The following is an 18,455-nucleotide window of genomic DNA, read 5'->3' as shown; positions in this document are numbered from 1 at the left end:
GTGTCTTGCAGTCAGTTTGAGTCAGGTTTTGATGCTGGCCGAACTGCCTGTGGAAATCAAAGGTGGGAGGGGGCTTGCTTCCGATGGCGGTGGGTCAGTCAATTTTTCATACCTGACACACTGCTATCGGGAGCAAGCCCCCTCCCACATTTAGTTACAGCGCTTTAACGTCGATGATTTCAACGTCAAACGTCAAGGTTTTACCGGCCAGCGGGTGGTTAAAGTCGATGGTCACTTGCGCGTCATCGAAGGTTTTGACCACACCGGGCAATTCGGTATTTGCCGCATCATTGAAGATCACCAGCAAACCTTCCGACAGGTCCATGTCCTGGAACTGCGAACGCGGAATGATCTGCAGGTTTTGCGGATTAGGCTGGCCAAAGGCGTTCTCCGGCAGGATCTGCAGGGTGCGCTTGTCGCCGGCCTTGAAGCCGAACAGCGCCGCTTCGAAACCCGGCAGCAAGTTGCCATCGCCTACCTTGAAGGTGGCCGGGGCCTTGTCAAACGTGCTGTCGACGGTGTCGCCATTCTCAAGGCGCAGCGCAAAATGCAAAGTGACTTGCGTGTTTTGGCCGATGCGTTGTTCAGCCACTTCATGATCAGTCATTGGCGGACGCTCCGGTCTTCTTGCTTTTGAACATGTCCAGCGCAAGCATGATTGCACCGACGGTGATGGCGCTGTCTGCAAAGTTGAACGCCGGGAAATAGTGACGGTTCTGCCAATGCACCAGGATAAAGTCGATCACATGACCCAGGGCAATGCGGTCGTACAGGTTGCCCAACGCGCCGCCCAGCACCAGCGCCAGAGCGATGGCGAGCCAGGTGTCATCGCGCCCCAGGCGCTTGAGCCATACCACCAGCACCGCGCTGACCACCACGGCGATCACGGCAAACAGCCAGCGCTGCCAGCCGCCGCCGTCAGCCAGGAAGCTGAAGGCAGCGCCGGTGTTGTAGGCCAGGGTCCAGCTGAAGTAATCCGGGATCACCACGATTTGCTGGAACATTTCCAGGGCGCCTTCGAAATGAGCTTTGCTGACCTGATCGATGACCAGCACCAGCACGCTCAATACGAGCCAGCCCAGGCGTCCGAAACGGCTAGTGGCCTCAGGCATAGTGGCGAACCTCGCCGCTACCGGTGATGTTGTCGACGCAACGACCACAGATTTCCGGATGCTCAGGGTTCACGCCGACATCTTCACGGCAGTGCCAGCAACGGGCGCACTTGGGGAAGGCCGACTTGACCACTTTGAGCTTGAGGCCTGGCACCTCGGTGGCGACCGCGTCTGCCGGCGCCTGGGCATACGGTGCCAGGCTCGCGGTGGAGGTGATCAGCACGAAGCGCAGTTCGTTGCTCAGTTTGCTCAGGTCGGCGGTCAGGCCCTCCTCGGCAAACAGGGTGACTTCGGCTTGCAGGTTGCCACCCACGGCCTTGGCCGCACGCTGGACTTCCAGCTCCTTGTTCACCGCAACCTTGACGGCCATCACGCCTTCCCAGTACTCGCGGCCCAGTTCGAAGTCGGCCGGCAGTTCGGTCAGGCCTTCGTACCAGGTGTTGAGCATCACGGACTCATTACGCTCGCCCGGCAGGTATTCCCACAATTCGTCTGCGGTGAACGCCAGGATCGGCGCGATCCAGCGCACCAGTGCTTCACTGATGTGGTACAGCGCGGTCTGCGCAGAGCGGCGCGCCGTGCTGTTGGCAGCGGTGGTGTACTGGCGGTCCTTGATGATGTCGAGGTAGAAACCACCCAGCTCCTGCACGCAGAAGTTGTGGATCTTGGAGTAGACGTTCCAGAAGCGGTATTCGCCGTAGTGCTCCTGCAACTCGCGCTGCAGCAACAGGGTACGGTCCACAGCCCAACGGTCCAGGGCGAGCATGTCTTCTGCCGGCAGCAGGTCGGTGGCCGGATTGAAGCCGGTCAGGTTCGACAGCATGAAGCGTGCGGTATTGCGGATGCGTCGGTAGGCATCGGCGCTGCGCGCCAGGATCTGCTCGGAAACAGCAATCTCGCCCGAGTAATCGGTCGACGCTACCCACAGACGCATGATGTCGGCGCCCAGGGTGTCGTTGATTTTTTTCGGTTCGATCACGTTTTTGAGCGACTTGGACATCTTGCGGCCCGTCTCGTCGACGGTGAAACCGTGGGTCAGCAGTTCGCGGTACGGCGCGTGGTTGTCGATGGCGCAGCCGGTCAGCAATGACGAGTGGAACCAGCCACGGTGTTGGTCCGAGCCTTCCAGGTACAGGTCGGCCCGCGGGCCGGTCTCGTGGCCCATCGGGTGGGAACCGCGCAGCACGTGCCAGTGGGTGGTGCCGGAGTCGAACCACACGTCGAGGGTGTCGCTGATCTTGTCGTACAGCGGCGCTTCGTCGCCCAACAGCTCGGCGGCGTCCATCTTGAACCAGGCTTCGATGCCTTCCTGCTCGACGCGCTGGGCCACGACCTCCATCAATTCGACAGTGCGCGGGTGCAGTTCGCCGCTTTCCTTGTTGAGGAAGAACGGGATCGGCACGCCCCAGTTGCGCTGGCGGGAGATGCACCAGTCCGGACGGTTGGCGATCATCGAGTGCAGACGCGCCTGGCCCCAGGCCGGGACGAACTTGGTGTCTTCGATGGCGCTGATTGCGCGGTTGCGCAGGGTATCGCCGCTGGCGGGCTGTTTATCCATGCCGATAAACCACTGCGCGGTGGCGCGGTAGATCAGCGGAGTCTTGTGGCGCCAGCAGTGCATGTAGCTGTGCTTGATGGTTTCGGTGTGCAGCAGCGCACCGACTTCCGTCAGTTTTTCGATGATCGGTTCGTTGGCCTTGAAGATGAACTGGCCGCCGAAGAACTCCAGAGACGGTGCATAGACGCCGTTGCTCTGCACCGGGTTGAGGATCTCGTCGTTGACCATGCCATAGGCCTTGCAGGTCACGAAGTCGTCCACGCCATACGCCGGCGCGGAGTGCACCACGCCCGTACCCGAACCCAACTCGACATATTCGGCCAGATACACCGGCGACAGGCGGTCATAGAATGGATGACGGAAATTGATCAGCTCCAGTGCGGAGCCGGTGGTGGTGGCGATGACCGAACCTTGCAGTTCGTAGCGTGCCAGGCACGCCTCGACCATTTCTTCGGCCAGCACCAGCAGGCGATCACCCACATCCACCAGGGCATAGGTGAATTCAGGGTGCACGTTCAACGCCTGGTTGGCCGGGATGGTCCACGGGGTGGTGGTCCAGATCACGATGGCCGCCGGCTTGCTCAGGCTCGCCAGGCCGAACGCCTGGGCCAGTTTGGCTTCGTCAGCGATCGGGAAGGCCACATCGATGGTCGAAGACTTCTTGTCTTCGTATTCGACTTCTGCCTCAGCCAGCGCCGAACCGCAGTCGAAGCACCAGTTCACGGGCTTGAGGCCCTTGAACACGAAACCGCCCTTGACGATTTCGGCCAGGGCGCGGATTTCACCGGCCTCGTTCTTGAAATTCATGGTCTTGTAGGGGTTGTCCCACTCGGCCAGCACACCCAGGCGGATGAATTCGGACTTCTGCCCCTCGATCTGCTCGGCGGCGTAGGCACGGCACAGCTCGCGGGTTTTATCGGCGCCCAGGTTCTTGCCGTGGGTCACTTCGACCTTGTGTTCGATCGGCAGCCCGTGGCAGTCCCAACCCGGGACATACGGCGCATCGAAGCCCGACAGGGTTTTGGAGCGCAGGATCATGTCCTTGAGAATCTTGTTCAGCGCATGACCGATGTGAATCGTGCCGTTGGCATAAGGAGGGCCGTCGTGCAGCACGAATTTCGGACGATCCTTGCCAATTTCGCGCAACTTACCGTACAGGCCAATACTGTCCCAGCGCTGCAGAATCTGCGGTTCGCGCTGTGGCAGGCCGGCCTTCATTGGGAAGGCGGTGTCCGGAAGGTTTAGCGTGGCTTTATAGTCGGTCATTTAAGGCTCTTCGGTTAGCGATGGGCGCTAGGTGCGGCTAGTGCACGGGCGGCGGCGACATCCGCATTGATCGCCGTTTTCAACGCCTCAAGCGAGGCGAAGCGCTGCTCTTCACGCAGCTTCTGGTGGAAAACCACCGTAATACGCCGGTCGTATAAATCGCCGGCAAAATCCAGCAGGTGAACTTCCAGGTGGGCCTTGCCATCACCTGCAACCGTGGGCCTGACGCCTATGTTGGCGACTCCCGGCCACGATTGGCCGTCGATGTCCACGCTGACCAGATAAACCCCGGTCAGCGGCACACGGCGGCGCTTGAGTTGCACGTTGGCCGTCGGCGTGCCCAGTTGGCGCGCCAGCTTCTGACCGTGCAGTACCCGCCCGGCAATGCGGAACGGGCGACCGAGCAAGCGCTCGGCAAGGGCGAAGTCGGCAGCGGCCAAGGCATTACGCACCTGGGTGCTGCTCACGCGCAGGCCGTCCAGTTCGACGGTTTGCGCGGCTTCAACGGTGAATCCCTGGTTGACGCCGGCGTGTTGCAGGAAATCGAAATCGCCCACGCGGTCGCAGCCGAAACGGAAATCGTCGCCGACCTCCAGGTGCTGCACGCCCAGGCCATCGACCAGGATACGGTCGACGAACTCGGCGGCGCTGAGGCTTTGCAGGCGCTGGTTGAACGCCAGGCACAGCACTCGATCGACGCCCTCTTCGGCCAGCAGTTGCAGCTTGTCGCGCAAACGCGCAAGCCGCGCAGGCGCGGTATCGGGGCTGAAGAACTCGCGCGGCTGTGGTTCAAAAATCACCACGCAGCTGGGCACGCCCAGCTCGACAGCACGCTCACGCAGCCGGGCCAGGATAGCCTGGTGACCACGGTGAACACCGTCAAAGTTGCCAATAGTGGCGACGCAGCCCCGATGCTCGGGGCGCAGGTTGTGGAGACCTCGAACCAGCTGCATAACGCGCTTCTTGCTCATAAAGTGGTCGATTATAACCACACCCGGCCCCGGACGACAGGCAACAGCGCAGGCCAAATGGATCGAATCGATAAAACAGCTGTTTTATCGCGACAAACTCTCTATCCCAGGGACTTGCGATTGAAATCGCGCAGACGGAAACCCTGCAGCAGCAACATCCCGAAGTACACCACCACCCCGGCCACCACCAGCACGCCAAGACGCATGAAGCGCTCCAGCATGAAGCCCTGATCCCACGCTGGCATGAAGTGCATCAGCCCGAGCAGCACCGCTGACATCATCGCCACCGCCACCAGCAGCTTGAACGCAAACAGGCCCCAACCCGGCTGCGGCTGGAACATCTGCTGCTTGCGCAGTTGGTAGAACAGCAGGCCCGCGTTGATACAGGCGCCTGCGCTGATGGCCAGGGCCAGGCCGGCATGGGCCAGCGGCCCGATGAACACCAGGTTGAGCAGTTGAGTGACGACCAGCGTGAAGATTGCGATTTTCACCGGCGTGCGGATGTTCTGCTGGGCGTAAAAGCCCGGCGCCAGCACCTTGATCACGATGATGCCGAGCAGGCCGACAGAATAGGCGATGAGTGCGCGCTGGGTCATCAAGGCGTCATGCGCGTCGAATTGGCCGTACTGGAACAGTGAGACTGTCAGCGGCTCGGCCAGGATGCCGAGGGCCAGTGAGCATGGCAGCACCAGCACGAAACACAGGCGCAGGCCCCAATCGAGAATGCGCGAGTATTCCTGGCGGTCCTTGCTCGCGTAAGTGCGCGCCAGGGTTGGCAGCAGGATCGTGCCCAGCGCCACGCCGAGTACGCCGGAGGGCAGCTCCATCAGGCGGTCGGCGTAGTACATCCACGACACGGAACCAGAGACCAGCAGCGAGGCGAAGGCAGTATTGATGATCAGGGAGATCTGGCTGACCGATACGCCGAGGATCGCCGGTAACATATTGCGCATCACGCGCCAGACGCCGGTGTCTTTCAGGTTGAGACGCGGCAGTACGAGCATGCCGATTTTTTTCAGGTGCGGCAGTTGATAAAGCAGCTGCGCCAGGCCGCCTGCGAGGACGGCCCAGCCGAGAGCCATGACCGGCGGGTCGAAGTAAGGCGTGAGGAACAGCGCGAAAATAATCATGCTGACGTTGAGCAGGGTCGGCACGAACGCCGGCACCGAAAAACGGTTCCAGGTATTGAGGATTGCGCCAGCCAGGGACGACAGGGAGATCAGCAATATATAAGGAAAGGTCACGCGCAGCAGATCGGTGGTCAGCGCAAATTTTTCCGGGGTATTGGCAAAGCCGGGGGCCGTGGCCCAGATCACCCAGGGCGCGGCAAGCATGCCGAGGACAGTGACCAGCATCAGGACGAGGGTCAGCAGACCCGAGACGTAAGCAATAAAGGTGCGGGTCGCTTCCTCGCCCTGCTGGGTCTTGTATTCGGCCAGGATCGGCACGAACGCCTGGGAAAATGCCCCCTCGGCGAAGATCCTGCGCAGCAGGTTGGGCAATTTAAAGGCGATGAAGAACGCATCCGTGGCCATGCTGGCGCCGAAAATGCGCGCCAGCAGGGTATCGCGCACGAACCCCAGCACCCGGGAGATCATCGTGATAGAGCTGACGGCAGCCAACGATTTGAGCAGATTCATTGAAAGAGTTTGCGCCTATGGATAAAGAGCAGGCGAACTGTGCGCCCACTTATGCGATACTGCGCGCCTGCAACAGCACAGCGCCAAAGCTCGCGAGTTTACAGGTCAAGCGCCGGAAATAAATCACCCGCCTCTTCAGATCGACCACTCAGCAGTTCGCATCAGCCGCCCTTGACAACCCGTCAAGTCATCGGCATGATTCGCGGCCTATTTTGTTTGCTATTTCCTAAAAAGTCTTTCGAGGAGCTCGACGGTGGCCAACACACCTTCCGCCAAAAAACGTGCAAAACAGGCTGAGAAGCGTCGCAGCCACAACGCCAGCCTGCGTTCCATGGTTCGTACCTACATCAAGAATGTAGTTAAAGCCATCGACACCAAAGACGCTGAAAAAGCTCAAGCAGCCTACGTTCTGGCTGTGCCGGTTATCGACCGTATGGCCGATAAAGGCATCATCCACAAGAACAAGGCCGCTCGCCACAAGAGCCGCCTGAATGGCCACATCAAGGCTCTGAGCGTTCCTGCTGCAGCCTGAGTGGTAACAACTGCCAACGCGACGTCAGTTGCGTAACAGTTAAAAAATGCCCCGTACCGAAAGGTCCGGGGCATTTTTGTTTGCCCATAGATCACAGTTTTCCTTGTGGGAGCGGGCTTGCTCGCGAACGCGGTGTATCAGTTAATGCATGTATCGACTGACCCACTGCATTCGCGAGCAAGCCCGCTCCCACATTTGGATCGCGTACATTCTCAGGACAAAAAAAACGCCCCGAACCAGTCGGGGCGTTTTGGCTACCAGCTGATTAACGCATCAATCAGTGCTGATGACCGCCTTCACCGTGAACGTGGCCGTGGGCCACTTCTTCCTGGGAGGCGTCGCGGATGGCCACGATTTTCACCTGGAAGTTCAGACGCTGGCCAGCCAGCGGGTGGTTGCCGTCGACAGTAACGTCATCGCCATCCAGATCGCGGATAGTGACGATCTGCATCTGGCCGTCCGGCGCGGAAGCGTGGAACTGCATGCCCACTTCCAGCTCGTCGACACCTTCGAACATGCTGCGGCTCAAGGTGCTGACCAGTTCGGCGGAGTACTCACCGTAGGCATCTTCAGGTTCTACGGCAACGGTCAGCTCATCACCAACCTCTTTGCCTTCCAGAGCCTTTTCCAGGCCCGGGATAATGTTACCTGCGCCTTGCAGGTAGACCAGCGGCGCGCCGCCGGCGGAGCTGTCGATGACCTCACCAGCGTCGTTGGTCAGGGTATAGTCAATGGAGACAGCCTTGTTGGCGGCGATCGGCATGGGGCGAGACCTTTTGCAGAAGAATGAAGAACGGACAAGTCTAAACAAGGATTTGCCCGAAAGCGAACAGAACCCGGACGGACGGGACCGAATAACGATAACCTTGGCACCTGATTTACGGTAGACGCTCACGCATAGAGCGCCACCCAAGCCATGCACCTCCAGAGAATTCGCATGCAGACTTTTTTTATCGCGCCCACCGATTTTGGTGTGGGTCTGACCTCCATCAGCCTCGGGCTGGTGCGTACGCTTGAGCGGGCCGGGCTCAAAGTCGGCTTCTTCAAGCCGATCGCCCAGCCGCACCCCGGCGACACCGGCCCGGAACGTTCCACCGAGCTGGTCGCCCGTACCCATGGACTGAAACCGCCGCAGCCGCTGGGCCTGGCCCATGTGGAGCGCATGCTCGGTGACGGTCAGCTGGATGAGCTGCTCGAAGAAATCATCACGCTTTATCAACAGGCCGCCGTGGGCAAGGACGTGCTGATCGTCGAAGGCATGGTGCCGACCCGCAGCGCCAGTTACGCGGCGCGGGTCAACCTGCACCTGGCCAAGAGCCTGGATGCCGAAGTGATCCTGGTGTCGGCGCCGGAAAACGAAGTGCTCACCGAACTCTCCGGCCGCGTCGAATTGCAGGCCCAGCTGTTTGGCGGGCCGAAAGACCCGAAAGTGCTCGGCGTGATCCTCAACAAGGTGCGCACCGACGAGAGCATGGAGGCCTTCTCGGCGCGCCTTAAAGAACACTCGCCACTCTTGCGCAGCGGTGATTTCCGCCTGCTCGGCTGCATCCCCTACCAACCCGAGCTCAACGCCCCGCGCACCCGCGATGTGGCCGACCTGATGGGCGCGCAGGTGCTCAACGCGGGCGATTACGAAACCCGGCGCATGACCAAGATCATCATCTGCGCCCGCACCATGCGCAACACCGTGGAGCTGCTCAAGCCCGGCGTGCTGGTGGTAACCCCCGGTGATCGCGACGACATCATCCTCGCCGTCAGCCTGGCCGCGATCAATGGCGTGCCGCTGGCCGGCCTGCTGCTGACCAGCGACACCCTGCCCGACCCACGCATCATGGACTTGTGTCGGGGCGCCTTGCAGGCCGGGCTGCCGGTGCTGTCGGTAAGCACCGGCTCCTACGACACGGCCAACCAGCTCAACAGCCTGAATAAGGAAATCCCCATCGATGACCGCGAGCGCGCCGAGATCATCACCGATTTCGTCGCCAGTCACCTCGACGCGCGCTGGCTGCACCAGCGGTGCGGCACGCCGCGGGAGATGCGCCTGTCGCCGGCGGTGTTCCGCTATCAGTTGATCCAGCGTGCCCAGGCCGCCAACAAACGCATCGTATTGCCCGAAGGCAGCGAGCCACTGACCGTGCAGGCCGCCGCCATTTGCCAGGCGCGAGGCATCGCCCGCTGCGTATTGCTGGCCAAACCCGCGGATGTGGAAGCGGTGGCCCGCGCCCAGGGCATCGAACTGCCCGCCGGCCTGGAGATTCTCGACCCGGACCTGATTCGCCAACGGTATGTCGAGCCGATGGTGGCGCTGCGCAAGAGCAAGAGCCTCAACGCACCGATGGCCGAGCAGCAACTGGAAGACACGGTGGTGATCGCCACCATGATGCTCGCACTGGATGAAGTCGACGGTCTGGTTTCCGGCGTGATTCATTCCACCGCCAACACCATCCGCCCTGCCCTGCAACTGATCAAGACCGCGCCAGGCTGCACCTTGGTGTCGTCGGTGTTCTTCATGCTGTTCCCCGAGCAGGTGCTGGTGTACGGCGACTGCGTGATGAACCCGCACCCGAGCGCCGCCGAACTGGCGGAAATCGCCCTGCAAAGCGCCGATTCGGCGGCCGCGTTCGGCATCACGCCGCGCGTGGCGATGATCAGCTACTCCAGCGGCGACTCGGCCAGCGGCGAGGAAGTGGAGAAGGTCCGCGAAGCCACCCTGCTCGCCCACGAGCAGCAAAGCGCGCTGCTGATCGATGGCCCGCTGCAATACGACGCCGCCGCCAACGAAGCCGTGGCCCGGCAACTGGCACCCAACAGCCTGGTGGCCGGCAAGGCCACGGTGTTCGTGTTCCCCGATCTGAATACCGGTAACACCACTCACAAGGCCGTGCAACGCAGCGCCGATTGTGTGAGCCTGGGGCCGATGCTTCAGGGCCTGCGCAAACCGGTCAACGACCTGCCGCGCGGCGCGCAGGTGGACGATATCGTGTACACCATCGCACTCACTGCGATCCAAGCCGCCAACCGACCTATGGATATCTGAATGCTGGATTTTCTGCCTGCTGCCGTACGCGGGGTGATTGCTTCCCTGCTGCTGGCGTTGAATACGATCCTGTTGTGTTCGTTCCTGTTTATCGTCGCGCTGTTCAAGGCGTTGCCCTTCGCCAAGCGTTTCAGCGAATGGCTGATGAACCACACACATGAAGCCTGGGTGACCAACAACAAAGGCTGGATGAACCTGGTGCGCCGCACACGCTGGCACCTGAGCGGCCTTGAAGGCCTGGACTACCAGCACTCATATCTGGTGACCAGCAACCACCAAAGCTGGGTCGACATCATGGTGCTGCAATTTGTGTTGAATCGGCGGATCCGCCCACTGAAGTTCTTCCTCAAGCAGGAACTGATCTGGGTCCCGGTGATTGGTCTGGCCTGGTGGGCGCTGGGCTTTCCGTTCATGAAGCGCTACACCAAGGCGTACCTGGAGAAGCACCCGGAGAAGAAAGGCAAGGACCTGGAAACCACCCGCAGGACCTGTGCGAAGTTTCGCAGCAACCCGGTGGGGATCTTCAACTTTGCCGAAGGCACGCGGTTTACGCCGGGCAAGCATGCCCAGCAAAAATCGCCGTTTCGCTATTTGCTCAAGCCCAAGGCTGGCGGGATTGCGTTTGTGCTGGATGCGATGGGTGAGCAGCTCAAGTCACTGGTTAATGTGACCATTCACTACCCTGGCGGGCGTCCGGGGTATTGGGATTTGTTGTGCGGGAATGTGAAGGATGTGGTTGTGCACTTTGAAGAAGTGCAGATCCCCCCTGAGTTCATTGGCAAGAATTACGAACAGGATGGGGAATATCGGTTGGCGTTCCAGGGCTGGATCAATCGGTTGTGGGAAGACAAGGATGCACTGTTGGACAAGCTGCACACCGATTTCCCAGCTAAAAGATGACCAACATGTGGGAGGGGGCTTGCTCCCGATAGCAGTGGATCAGTGACAGATGTACTGCCTGACACACCGCCATCGGAAGCAAGCCCCCTCCCACATTTTTTAGATCGCGCCGCGCTGGCGCAACAGTTCCAGCACTTGCTTGACGCTGTCTTCCAGCGACACCGCCTGAGTGTCGATCACCAGGTCGGCATTCAAAGGAACGTCATACGGGAAGGACTCGCCGGGGATGTTATCCCCGCCTGCCGCGTACAAACCTTGCGGGTCACGCTCGGCGCATACCAGCGGCGAGGCCTGCACATACACGGTCAGCAAGCGATCACTGCCGATCAGCGCCTTGGCCTGTTCGCGGCCTTCGGCATCCGGCGCAACGAATGCCGCCAGCGTCAGCAGGCCGGCTTCGTTGAACTGGCGTGCCACGTGGGCGGCACGGCGCCAGTTTTCGGTGCGACCGGCGCGGTCCTGCGGCAAGCCCTTGTTCAGGTCGTGACGCAGGTTCTGGCCATCCAGCACGAACACCGCACGGCCCATGTCGAACAGCTTGCGCTCAACCGCATAGGCCAACGTGCTCTTGCCGGCACCGGAGAGACCGCTGAACAACACGGTGGCCGGCCGCTGACCGAAGCGCTGGGCGCGTTCTTCAGTGGCCACGTGGGCGAGGCTGCCGTGTTGTGCTGCGCCGCCATGACCGACCGGCGGCGCGATGATCATGCCTGCCGCCACGGTGCCGTTGGTCAAGCGGTCGATGACGATAAACGCGCCGGTGGTGCGGTTGCTGTCGTAACCGTCCAGGGCGATGGCCGCGTCGAGGCTCACCTTGACCCGACCGATCTCATTCAACTGCAGGGAACTGGCCGGGCCTTCGGCCAGGGTGTTCACGTCCACACGGTGCACGATGCTGGTGATGGAACCCGGCACATAGCTGGTGGCGCGCTTGATGTCGTATTTCTTGCCCGGCAGCATCGGTTCTTCGGCCATCCACACCAGCATGGCGTCAAAGGCGTCGGTCACTTGCGGCACGTTGCCGGCGTGTACCAGCAGGTCGCCACGGGAGATATCGATTTCGTCTTCCATGGTCAACGTCACGGCCTGGCCGGGGCCTGCCTGCTCCAGCTCACCCTCGAAGGTGACGATGGATTTGACGCGGCTGCTCTTGCCCGACGGCAGCACCACGATCTCGTCGCCCTTGTGCACGATGCCGCTGGCCAAGGTGCCGGCGAAGCCACGGAAGTTCAGGTTCGGACGGTTGACGTACTGCACCGGGAAACGCAGGTCGGTGTAGTTGCGGTCGTTGGCAATCTCGACGGTTTCGAGAATCTCCATCAGCGACTGCCCGGTGTACCAGGGCGAACGCTCGCTCTTGTTCACCACGTTGTCACCCTTGAGCGCCGACATCGGCACAAACGCCAAGGTGCTGGGTTTGAAGGCGATACCGTCGGCGAACTTCAGGTAATCGGCCTTGATCTGCTCGAATACGCTTTGGTCGAAGCCATTGATGTCCATCTTGTTGACGGCCACCACGATGTGTTTGATGCCCAGCAACGAGGCGATGAAGCTGTGGCGACGGGTCTGGGTCTGCACGCCGTAGCGGGCGTCGATCAGGATGATCGCCAGGTCACAGGTGGAAGCACCGGTGGCCATGTTGCGGGTGTACTGCTCATGGCCGGGGGTGTCGGCGATGATGAATTTGCGTTTGGCGGTGGAGAAATAGCGGTAGGCCACATCGATGGTGATGCCCTGCTCACGCTCGGCCTGCAAGCCATCGACCAGCAAGGCCAGGTCGATGTCATCGCCAGTGGTGCCGGACTTTTTCGAGTCGCGGGTGATGGCTTCCAGGTGATCTTCATAGATCATCTTGGAGTCGTGCAGCAGGCGCCCGATCAGGGTGCTCTTGCCGTCGTCGACGTTGCCGCAGGTCAGGAAGCGCAACATCTCTTTGCGCTCGTGCTGGCCCAGGTAGGCGAGGATGTCCTCGCTGATCAAATCAGATTGATGCGACATGACAGCCCCTTAGAAATAACCTTGACGTTTTTTATCTTCCATGGAGCCGGCGCCATCATGGTCGATGACCCGGCCCTGGCGCTCGGAAGTTCGCGTCAGGAGCATTTCCTGAATGATGTCCGTCAGCGTCTCGGCTTCGGACTCTACCGCGCCCGTCAACGGGTAGCAGCCAAGGGTGCGGAAACGCACTTTCTTTTTGACGATGCGGGCTTTGTCTTCGTCGGACAGGTGTTCGAGGATGCGGTCGTCGTCGATCATGATCAACGTGCCGTTCTTCTCGATCACGTCACGCTCGGCGGCGAAGTACAGCGGCACGATCGGGATGCCTTCCAGGTAGATGTACTGCCAGATATCCAGCTCGGTCCAGTTGGAGAGCGGGAACACACGGATCGACTCCCCCTTGTTGACGTTGCCGTTGTAGACGTTCCACAGCTCGGGGCGCTGGTTTTTCGGGTCCCAGCGGTGCTTGCTGTCGCGGAACGAGTACACGCGCTCTTTGGCACGGGATTTCTCTTCGTCGCGACGGGCACCGCCGAAGGCTGCGTCAAAACCATGCTTGTCCAAGGCCTGCTTGAGGCCCTCGGTCTTCATGATGTCGGTGTGCTTGGCGCTGCCGTGGGTGAAGGGGTTGATGCCCTGCGCCACGCCGTCCGGGTTGATGTGGGTGATCAGGTCCAGGCCCAGTTCTTCGACCATCTGGTCGCGGAATGTGTACATCTCCTGGAATTTCCAGCGGGTGTCGACGTGCATTACCGGAAACGGCAGTTTGCCCGGAAAGAACGCCTTGCGTGCCAGATGCAGCATCACGGCAGAGTCTTTACCGATCGAGTAGAGCATCACCGGGTTGTCGAACTCGGCGGCGACCTCGCGGATGATGTGGATGCTTTCCGCCTCCAGCTGTTTCAGATGCGTCAGTTTGTCGACCATGGTTACTCACGGAAAAACGATCTTGTGGACGGCCAGCGGGCCGTGTTCGAGCGGGGCATGCTAGCACAGCAACTTCTTCTAATCAGGGAGCCTGCTAGATCGAAACGGTATATGAATATGCCGCCGAGTTTGGCAGTTCAATACGGTCAAGCCCCCTCCCACACTTGCCTCAACTGTGTGGCTTAGATCGGATTGGGGCAGTCGATGAACAGATGTTCCAGGGCGAAGCGCCGCGCCAGGTAATCGCCCAAAGCCTGCACACCATAGCGCTCGGTGGCGTGATGGCCGGCGGCGATGAAACTGATGTCGTTTTCCCGCGCGCTGTGGAAGGTCTGCTCAGAGGCTTCGCCGCTCAGGTAAAGGTCGACACCGGCGGCAATCGCCTGGTCGATATAGCCCTGGCCACCCCCGGTGCACCAGCCGATACGGCGGATCATCGGGCTGCCTTCGATCAGCAGCGGCTCGCGGCCCATCACGTCCTGTACGCGACGGGCGAAGTCGCGGGGCGACAACGGCTCGGCCAGGGAACCGACCAGGCCAACAACCTTGGGGTTGTTCGGGTCCAGCGGGCCTTCAACCGTGATGTCCAACTGACGCGCCAGTTGCACGTTATTGCCGACATCGGCGTGCAGGTCCAGCGGCAGGTGGTAGGCCAGCAAGCTGATGTCGTGCTGGAGCAGGGTTTTCAGGCGGCGCTGCTTCATGCCGGTGATGCACGGGTTTTCGCCCTTCCAGAAATACCCGTGATGCACCAGCACCAGGTCGGCGCGCGCTTCGACCGCCGCGTCCAGCAACGCCTGGCTGGCGGTCACGCCGCTGACGATGCGCATCACCTGCGGGCGCCCTTCCACCTGCAGACCATTGGGGCAGTAATCGGCAATTTTTGCGCTGGCGAGGTAGCGGTCCGCTTCCTCGACGAGGGTAGTAAGGGGGACGGCCATAAAAGACTCCTAAATATCAGGTTCCGAGGTGCTCACAGCCTCGTATAATGCGCGACATTATGGGCGCTCCCCCGCCCCCTGCAACCTGTCAGGACTTACTTGATGCTCAAGGCACTGCGTTTTTTTGGATGGCCATTACTGGCTGGCGTGCTGATCGCGACGCTGATCATTCAGCGTTTTCCCCAGTGGGTGGGCCTGCCAAGCCTTGACGTCAACCTGCAGCAGGCGCCGCAAGCCACCACCGTGGTGCAAGGCCCGGTGACGTACGCCGACGCGGTCGTCATCGCCGCCCCGGCGGTGGTCAACCTGTACACCACCAAGGTCATCAACAAGCCGGCCCATCCGCTCTTTGAAGACCCGCAATTTCGTCGCTACTTCGGCGACAACGGCCCCAAGAAACGCCGCATGGAGTCGAGCCTCGGCTCCGGGGTAATCATGAGCCCCGAAGGCTACATCCTCACCAACAACCACGTGACCACCGGCGCCGACCAGATTGTGGTGGCCTTGCGTGATGGCCGCGAAACCCTGGCGCGGGTAGTGGGCAGCGACCCGGAAACCGACCTTGCGGTGTTGAAGATCGACTTGAAAAACCTCCCCGCCATCACCCTCGGCCGCTCCGACGGCCTGCGTGTGGGCGACGTGGCGCTGGCCATCGGTAACCCGTTCGGCGTCGGCCAGACCGTGACCATGGGCATCATCAGCGCCACCGGGCGCAACCAGTTGGGCCTCAACAGCTACGAAGATTTCATCCAGACCGACGCCGCCATCAACCCCGGCAACTCCGGCGGCGCGCTGGTGGACGCCAATGGCAACCTGACCGGGATCAACACGGCGATTTTCTCCAAGTCCGGCGGCTCCCAGGGCATCGGCTTTGCGATCCCGGTGAAACTGGCGATGGAAGTGATGAAGTCGATCATCGAACACGGCCAGGTGATTCGCGGCTGGCTGGGTATCGAAGTGCAGCCGTTGACCAAGGAGCTGGCGGAATCGTTCGGCCTTACCGGGCGCCCGGGGATCGTGGTCGCCGGGATTTTCCGCGACGGCCCGGCACAGAAAGCCGGCCTGCAGTTGGGCGACGTGATCCTCAGCATCGACGGCGCCCCCGCCGGCGACGGGCGCAAGTCGATGAATCAGGTCGCGCGGATCAAGCCGACCGACAAGGTGGCGATCCAAGTGATGCGCAATGGCAAGGAAATCAAGCTGATGGCTGAAATCGGCCTGCGCCCGCCGCCTGCGCCGGTGAAAGAAGAGGAATAAGCCGCTCAGGTGCTCACTCGCGAGCACCTGTAACTTTATGTTTCGCTGCGAAACCCGCTCGATTGGCATGTTATATTGTTTCAATATCGTCCTTGGAACGCTCTCTCATGTCGTCTCGAAAGTTTGCCCCCCTGGCTGGCCTGGCCCTGGGTTTGCTGCTCGATCCCGCCTACGCCGAAGAAAATACCGTAGAACTGGACACCATCAGCGTCACCGGTGACACCTATGAATCCGCTACCAGCCCGGTCACCGGCTACCGCGCCAGCCGCTCGGCCAGCGCGACAAAAACCGACACGGCCCTGCGCGACATCCCGCAATCGATCAGCGTTATCCCCGCCACAGTGCTCAAGGACCTGGGCAGCACCAGCGTAGAACGCGCGCTGGAATTTGCTGGCGGCGTGTCCAAGCAGAACAACTTCGGCGGCCTGACGCTCTACGAATACAGCGTGCGCGGCTTCACCACCTCAGAATTCTACCAGGACGGTTTCAGCGCCAACCGCGGCTACCCGAGCACACCGGATGCGGCCAATATCGAACGCATCGAAGTGCTCAAGGGCCCCGCCGCCAGCCTCTATGGGCGCGGTGACCCCGGCGGCACAGTGAACATCGTCACCAAAAAGCCGCAGCCCGAAGCCTTCACCACCCTGCAAACCAGCGCCGGCAGCTGGGACCGCTATCGCACCGCGCTGGACGTCAACACGCCCCTCGACGCCGAAGGCAAGGTGCTGTCACGGGTCAACCTGGCAGTGGAGGACAACAACAGCTTCCGCGACCACGTCGAGAGCAAACGGGTGTTCGTCGCGCCCTCGTTCAGCTGGCAGCTGGACCCGGACACCAGCCTGCTGGTCGAAAGCGAATTCGTGCGCCACAGCTCCACGTTCGACCGTGGCATCGTCGCCGCCCCCGGCGTTTCGCGCTCCACCTTCCTCGGCGAACCCAATGATGGTGACATCGACAACCACAACAATCGCCTCCAGGCCGCCCTCGAACACCACCTCAACGACGCCTGGAAACTGCGCCTGGCCAGTCACTACAAGCAGGGCAGCCTGTGGGGCGACGCGTCGGAAAACCGCGCGTTGAATCCCGACGGCCACACCCTCAACCGTCGTTACCGCGAACGTTCCATGGGTTGGCACGACAGCATCACCCAGCTGGAATTGCGCGGCCTGTTCGACATTGGCAGCTGGCAGCATGAACTGCTGATCGGCACCGAATACGAGGACTACCGCAAGAAGGAACGCGTGACCGCCATCGGCGGCAGCAATTACGCCATCGACCTCTACAACCCCGTCTACGGTCAGCCCAAACCCAACGGCGTGCGCTCCGGCACCGACTTTTTCGAGCAGACCAAAAGCCACGCGCTGAACCTGCAGGACCAGATCATCTTCACCGACCGCCTGCGCGGCATGGTCGGCGCACGCGTTGAGCATTTCGAGCAGAGCACCGACGATTTCACCCGCAACGTCACCAGCAAGCAGACTCACGATGCGCTCACCCAGCGGGCCGGCCTGCTGTATCAGCTCACGCCTGAAGTCGGGGTGTTCGCCAACGCGTCCACCTCATTCAAGCCCAACAGCGGACTGGATGCCGGCGGCAACACGTTCAAGCCGGAAGAAGGCGTGGGTTATGAAGTGGGGATCAAGACTGAGCTGTTCGAAGACCGCCTCAGCGCCACCGTCGCCGCGTTCCATATCGAGAAGGAAAACGTGCTCAGCCTGGACCCGGCCACCAACACCAACCGAGCCATCGGCAAGGCCCGCAGCCAGGGCATTGACCTGCAAGTGAGCGGGCAATTGACCGACGCCGTGCGGGTGATCGGCGCCTACGCCTACATCGATGCCGAAGTGACCAAGGGCGAAGCCAGCCTTCCTGCCGGCAGCCGCATTCTCGGCGTGGCCAAGCACAGCGGCAGTCTGCTGGGGGTGTATGAATTCCAGGAGGGCGCATTGCGCGGTTCAGACTTGGGCGCGGCGTTTACCTACGTGGGCGATCGCTCCGGCGAGGCGGGCACCCGATTTGAATTGCCCGCCTACCACACCGTGGATTTGCTGGCTCACTACAAGGCCACCAAAAACGTGACCGTGGGTTTGAACCTCAACAACCTGTTCGATGAAAAGTATTACGAACGGTCCTACAGCACCTACTGGGTGAATCCGGGCGAGCCGCGCAACCTGACGGTCAGCCTGACCCTCAACCTGTAAACACAAACAAAAATGTGGGAGGCTCCGCCAAGTCTTCGACTTAACGCTGTCGCGCAGCAAACTGGGGCCTCTGTGGCTGCCTGAAACTTCAGGTTTTAAAATCAAAGTTATTTTG

The 18,455-nt window shown here is 61.0% G+C and carries 14 protein-coding genes and 1 pseudogene; 6 read left to right on the top strand and 9 right to left on the bottom strand.

Features of this window, described 5'->3' with window-relative positions:
* Window positions 1-154: 154 nt before the first annotated feature.
* The 5 genes from fkpB to murJ form a co-directional block, all read right to left on the bottom strand.
* Window positions 155-592: an FKBP-type peptidyl-prolyl cis-trans isomerase gene (gene fkpB, locus H045_RS00675; RefSeq protein ID WP_004372392.1), complete on the bottom strand. Its 438-nt coding sequence runs from the start codon at window positions 590-592 to the stop codon at window positions 155-157.
* Window positions 593-599: 7 nt separating this feature from the next.
* On the bottom strand, window positions 600-1,112 hold the full coding sequence (lspA, locus tag H045_RS00670; RefSeq protein WP_015371136.1) for a signal peptidase II: 513 nt from the start codon (window positions 1,110-1,112) through the stop codon (window positions 600-602).
* Complete coding sequence (gene ileS, locus H045_RS00665) at window positions 1,105-3,936, bottom strand: isoleucine--tRNA ligase (RefSeq protein WP_015371135.1); 2,832 nt, start codon at window positions 3,934-3,936, stop codon at window positions 1,105-1,107. Before ileS ends, lspA begins: the two co-directional genes overlap by 8 nt.
* Before the next feature lie 14 nt (window positions 3,937-3,950).
* On the bottom strand, window positions 3,951-4,889 hold the full coding sequence (ribF, locus tag H045_RS00660) for a bifunctional riboflavin kinase/FAD synthetase (RefSeq protein WP_004372396.1): 939 nt from the start codon (window positions 4,887-4,889) through the stop codon (window positions 3,951-3,953).
* A 119-nt stretch (window positions 4,890-5,008) separates the two neighbouring features.
* Window positions 5,009-6,547: a murein biosynthesis integral membrane protein MurJ gene (gene murJ, locus H045_RS00655; protein ID WP_004372398.1), complete on the bottom strand. Its 1,539-nt coding sequence runs from the start codon at window positions 6,545-6,547 to the stop codon at window positions 5,009-5,011.
* 253 nt (window positions 6,548-6,800) lie between these two features.
* On the opposite strand from murJ, the gene rpsT reads away from it, so the two are divergent.
* On the top strand, window positions 6,801-7,079 hold the full coding sequence (gene rpsT / locus H045_RS00650; protein WP_003188401.1) for a 30S ribosomal protein S20: 279 nt from the start codon (window positions 6,801-6,803) through the stop codon (window positions 7,077-7,079).
* Window positions 7,080-7,356: 277 nt separating this feature from the next.
* Here rpsT and H045_RS00645 read toward each other — a convergent pair whose 3' ends face one another.
* Window positions 7,357-7,842, bottom strand: a complete 486-nt coding sequence (locus H045_RS00645; protein ID WP_004372402.1) for an FKBP-type peptidyl-prolyl cis-trans isomerase — start codon at window positions 7,840-7,842, stop codon at window positions 7,357-7,359.
* On the opposite strand from H045_RS00645, the pseudogene H045_RS25400 reads away from it, so the two are divergent.
* The 3 genes and pseudogenes from H045_RS25400 to H045_RS00635 all read left to right on the top strand — a co-directional run.
* Window positions 7,811-7,939, top strand: a pseudogene (locus H045_RS25400) (DUF3565 domain-containing protein); the annotation flags it as partial. The gene H045_RS00645 and the pseudogene H045_RS25400 overlap by 32 nt on opposite strands.
* A gap of 77 nt (window positions 7,940-8,016) precedes the next feature.
* The gene (pta, locus tag H045_RS00640) at window positions 8,017-10,116 is read left to right on the top strand and encodes a phosphate acetyltransferase (RefSeq protein ID WP_015371134.1); all 2,100 of its coding nucleotides are present in this window, start codon (window positions 8,017-8,019) and stop codon (window positions 10,114-10,116) included.
* A complete protein-coding gene (locus H045_RS00635) occupies window positions 10,117-11,016 on the top strand; it encodes an acyltransferase (RefSeq protein ID WP_004372406.1) in 900 nt (299 codons plus the stop codon).
* 99 nt (window positions 11,017-11,115) lie between these two features.
* Here H045_RS00635 and cysN read toward each other — a convergent pair whose 3' ends face one another.
* From cysN to H045_RS00620, 3 genes are all read right to left on the bottom strand, one after another.
* Window positions 11,116-13,014 (bottom strand): sulfate adenylyltransferase subunit CysN, encoded by a 1,899-nt coding sequence (cysN, locus tag H045_RS00630; RefSeq protein ID WP_004372409.1) that lies wholly within the window; start codon window positions 13,012-13,014, stop codon window positions 11,116-11,118.
* 9 nt (window positions 13,015-13,023) lie between these two features.
* Window positions 13,024-13,941 carry a sulfate adenylyltransferase subunit CysD gene (gene cysD / locus H045_RS00625; RefSeq protein ID WP_015371133.1) on the bottom strand — a complete coding sequence of 306 codons (918 nt, stop codon included), beginning with the start codon at window positions 13,939-13,941 and terminating at the stop codon, window positions 13,024-13,026.
* 182 nt (window positions 13,942-14,123) lie between these two features.
* On the bottom strand, window positions 14,124-14,882 hold the full coding sequence (locus tag H045_RS00620; RefSeq protein WP_004372413.1) for a Nif3-like dinuclear metal center hexameric protein: 759 nt from the start codon (window positions 14,880-14,882) through the stop codon (window positions 14,124-14,126).
* 102 nt (window positions 14,883-14,984) lie between these two features.
* Between H045_RS00620 and algW the strand changes: the two genes are divergently transcribed.
* Window positions 14,985-16,139: a Do family serine endopeptidase AlgW gene (gene algW / locus H045_RS00615; RefSeq protein ID WP_004372415.1), complete on the top strand. Its 1,155-nt coding sequence runs from the start codon at window positions 14,985-14,987 to the stop codon at window positions 16,137-16,139.
* A gap of 107 nt (window positions 16,140-16,246) precedes the next feature.
* Window positions 16,247-18,340, top strand: coding sequence for a TonB-dependent siderophore receptor (locus H045_RS00610; protein ID WP_015371132.1), 2,094 nt, complete (start codon window positions 16,247-16,249; stop codon window positions 18,338-18,340).
* Window positions 18,341-18,455: the final 115 nt, after the last annotated feature.

Source organism: Pseudomonas poae RE*1-1-14, from assembly GCF_000336465.1.
Taxonomy (GTDB): Bacteria; Pseudomonadota; Gammaproteobacteria; order Pseudomonadales; family Pseudomonadaceae; genus Aquipseudomonas; species Aquipseudomonas poae.
Note: the sequence above shows the minus strand (reverse complement) of the source record. Positions and strands in the feature narration are given on the sequence as shown.

Bases quoted from the DNA above. Each gene is read 5' to 3' on its own strand.
- lspA (WP_015371136.1), bottom strand. From the start codon at position 1,112: ATGCCTGAGGCCACTAGCCGTTTCGGACGCCTGGGCTGGCTCGTATTG.
- ileS (WP_015371135.1), bottom strand. From the start codon at position 3,936: ATGACCGACTATAAAGCCACGCTAAACCTTCCGGACACCGCCTTCCCA.
- ribF (WP_004372396.1), bottom strand. From the start codon at position 4,889: ATGCAGCTGGTTCGAGGTCTCCACAACCTGCGCCCCGAGCATCGGGGC.
- murJ (WP_004372398.1), bottom strand. From the start codon at position 6,547: ATGAATCTGCTCAAATCGTTGGCTGCCGTCAGCTCTATCACGATGATC.
- H045_RS00645 (WP_004372402.1), bottom strand. From the start codon at position 7,842: ATGCCGATCGCCGCCAACAAGGCTGTCTCCATTGACTATACCCTGACC.
- pta (WP_015371134.1), top strand. From the start codon at position 8,017: ATGCAGACTTTTTTTATCGCGCCCACCGATTTTGGTGTGGGTCTGACC.
- H045_RS00635 (WP_004372406.1), top strand. From the start codon at position 10,117: ATGCTGGATTTTCTGCCTGCTGCCGTACGCGGGGTGATTGCTTCCCTG.
- cysN (WP_004372409.1), bottom strand. From the start codon at position 13,014: ATGTCGCATCAATCTGATTTGATCAGCGAGGACATCCTCGCCTACCTG.
- cysD (WP_015371133.1), bottom strand. From the start codon at position 13,941: ATGGTCGACAAACTGACGCATCTGAAACAGCTGGAGGCGGAAAGCATC.
- H045_RS00620 (WP_004372413.1), bottom strand. From the start codon at position 14,882: ATGGCCGTCCCCCTTACTACCCTCGTCGAGGAAGCGGACCGCTACCTC.
- algW (WP_004372415.1), top strand. From the start codon at position 14,985: ATGCTCAAGGCACTGCGTTTTTTTGGATGGCCATTACTGGCTGGCGTG.
- H045_RS00610 (WP_015371132.1), top strand. From the start codon at position 16,247: ATGTCGTCTCGAAAGTTTGCCCCCCTGGCTGGCCTGGCCCTGGGTTTG.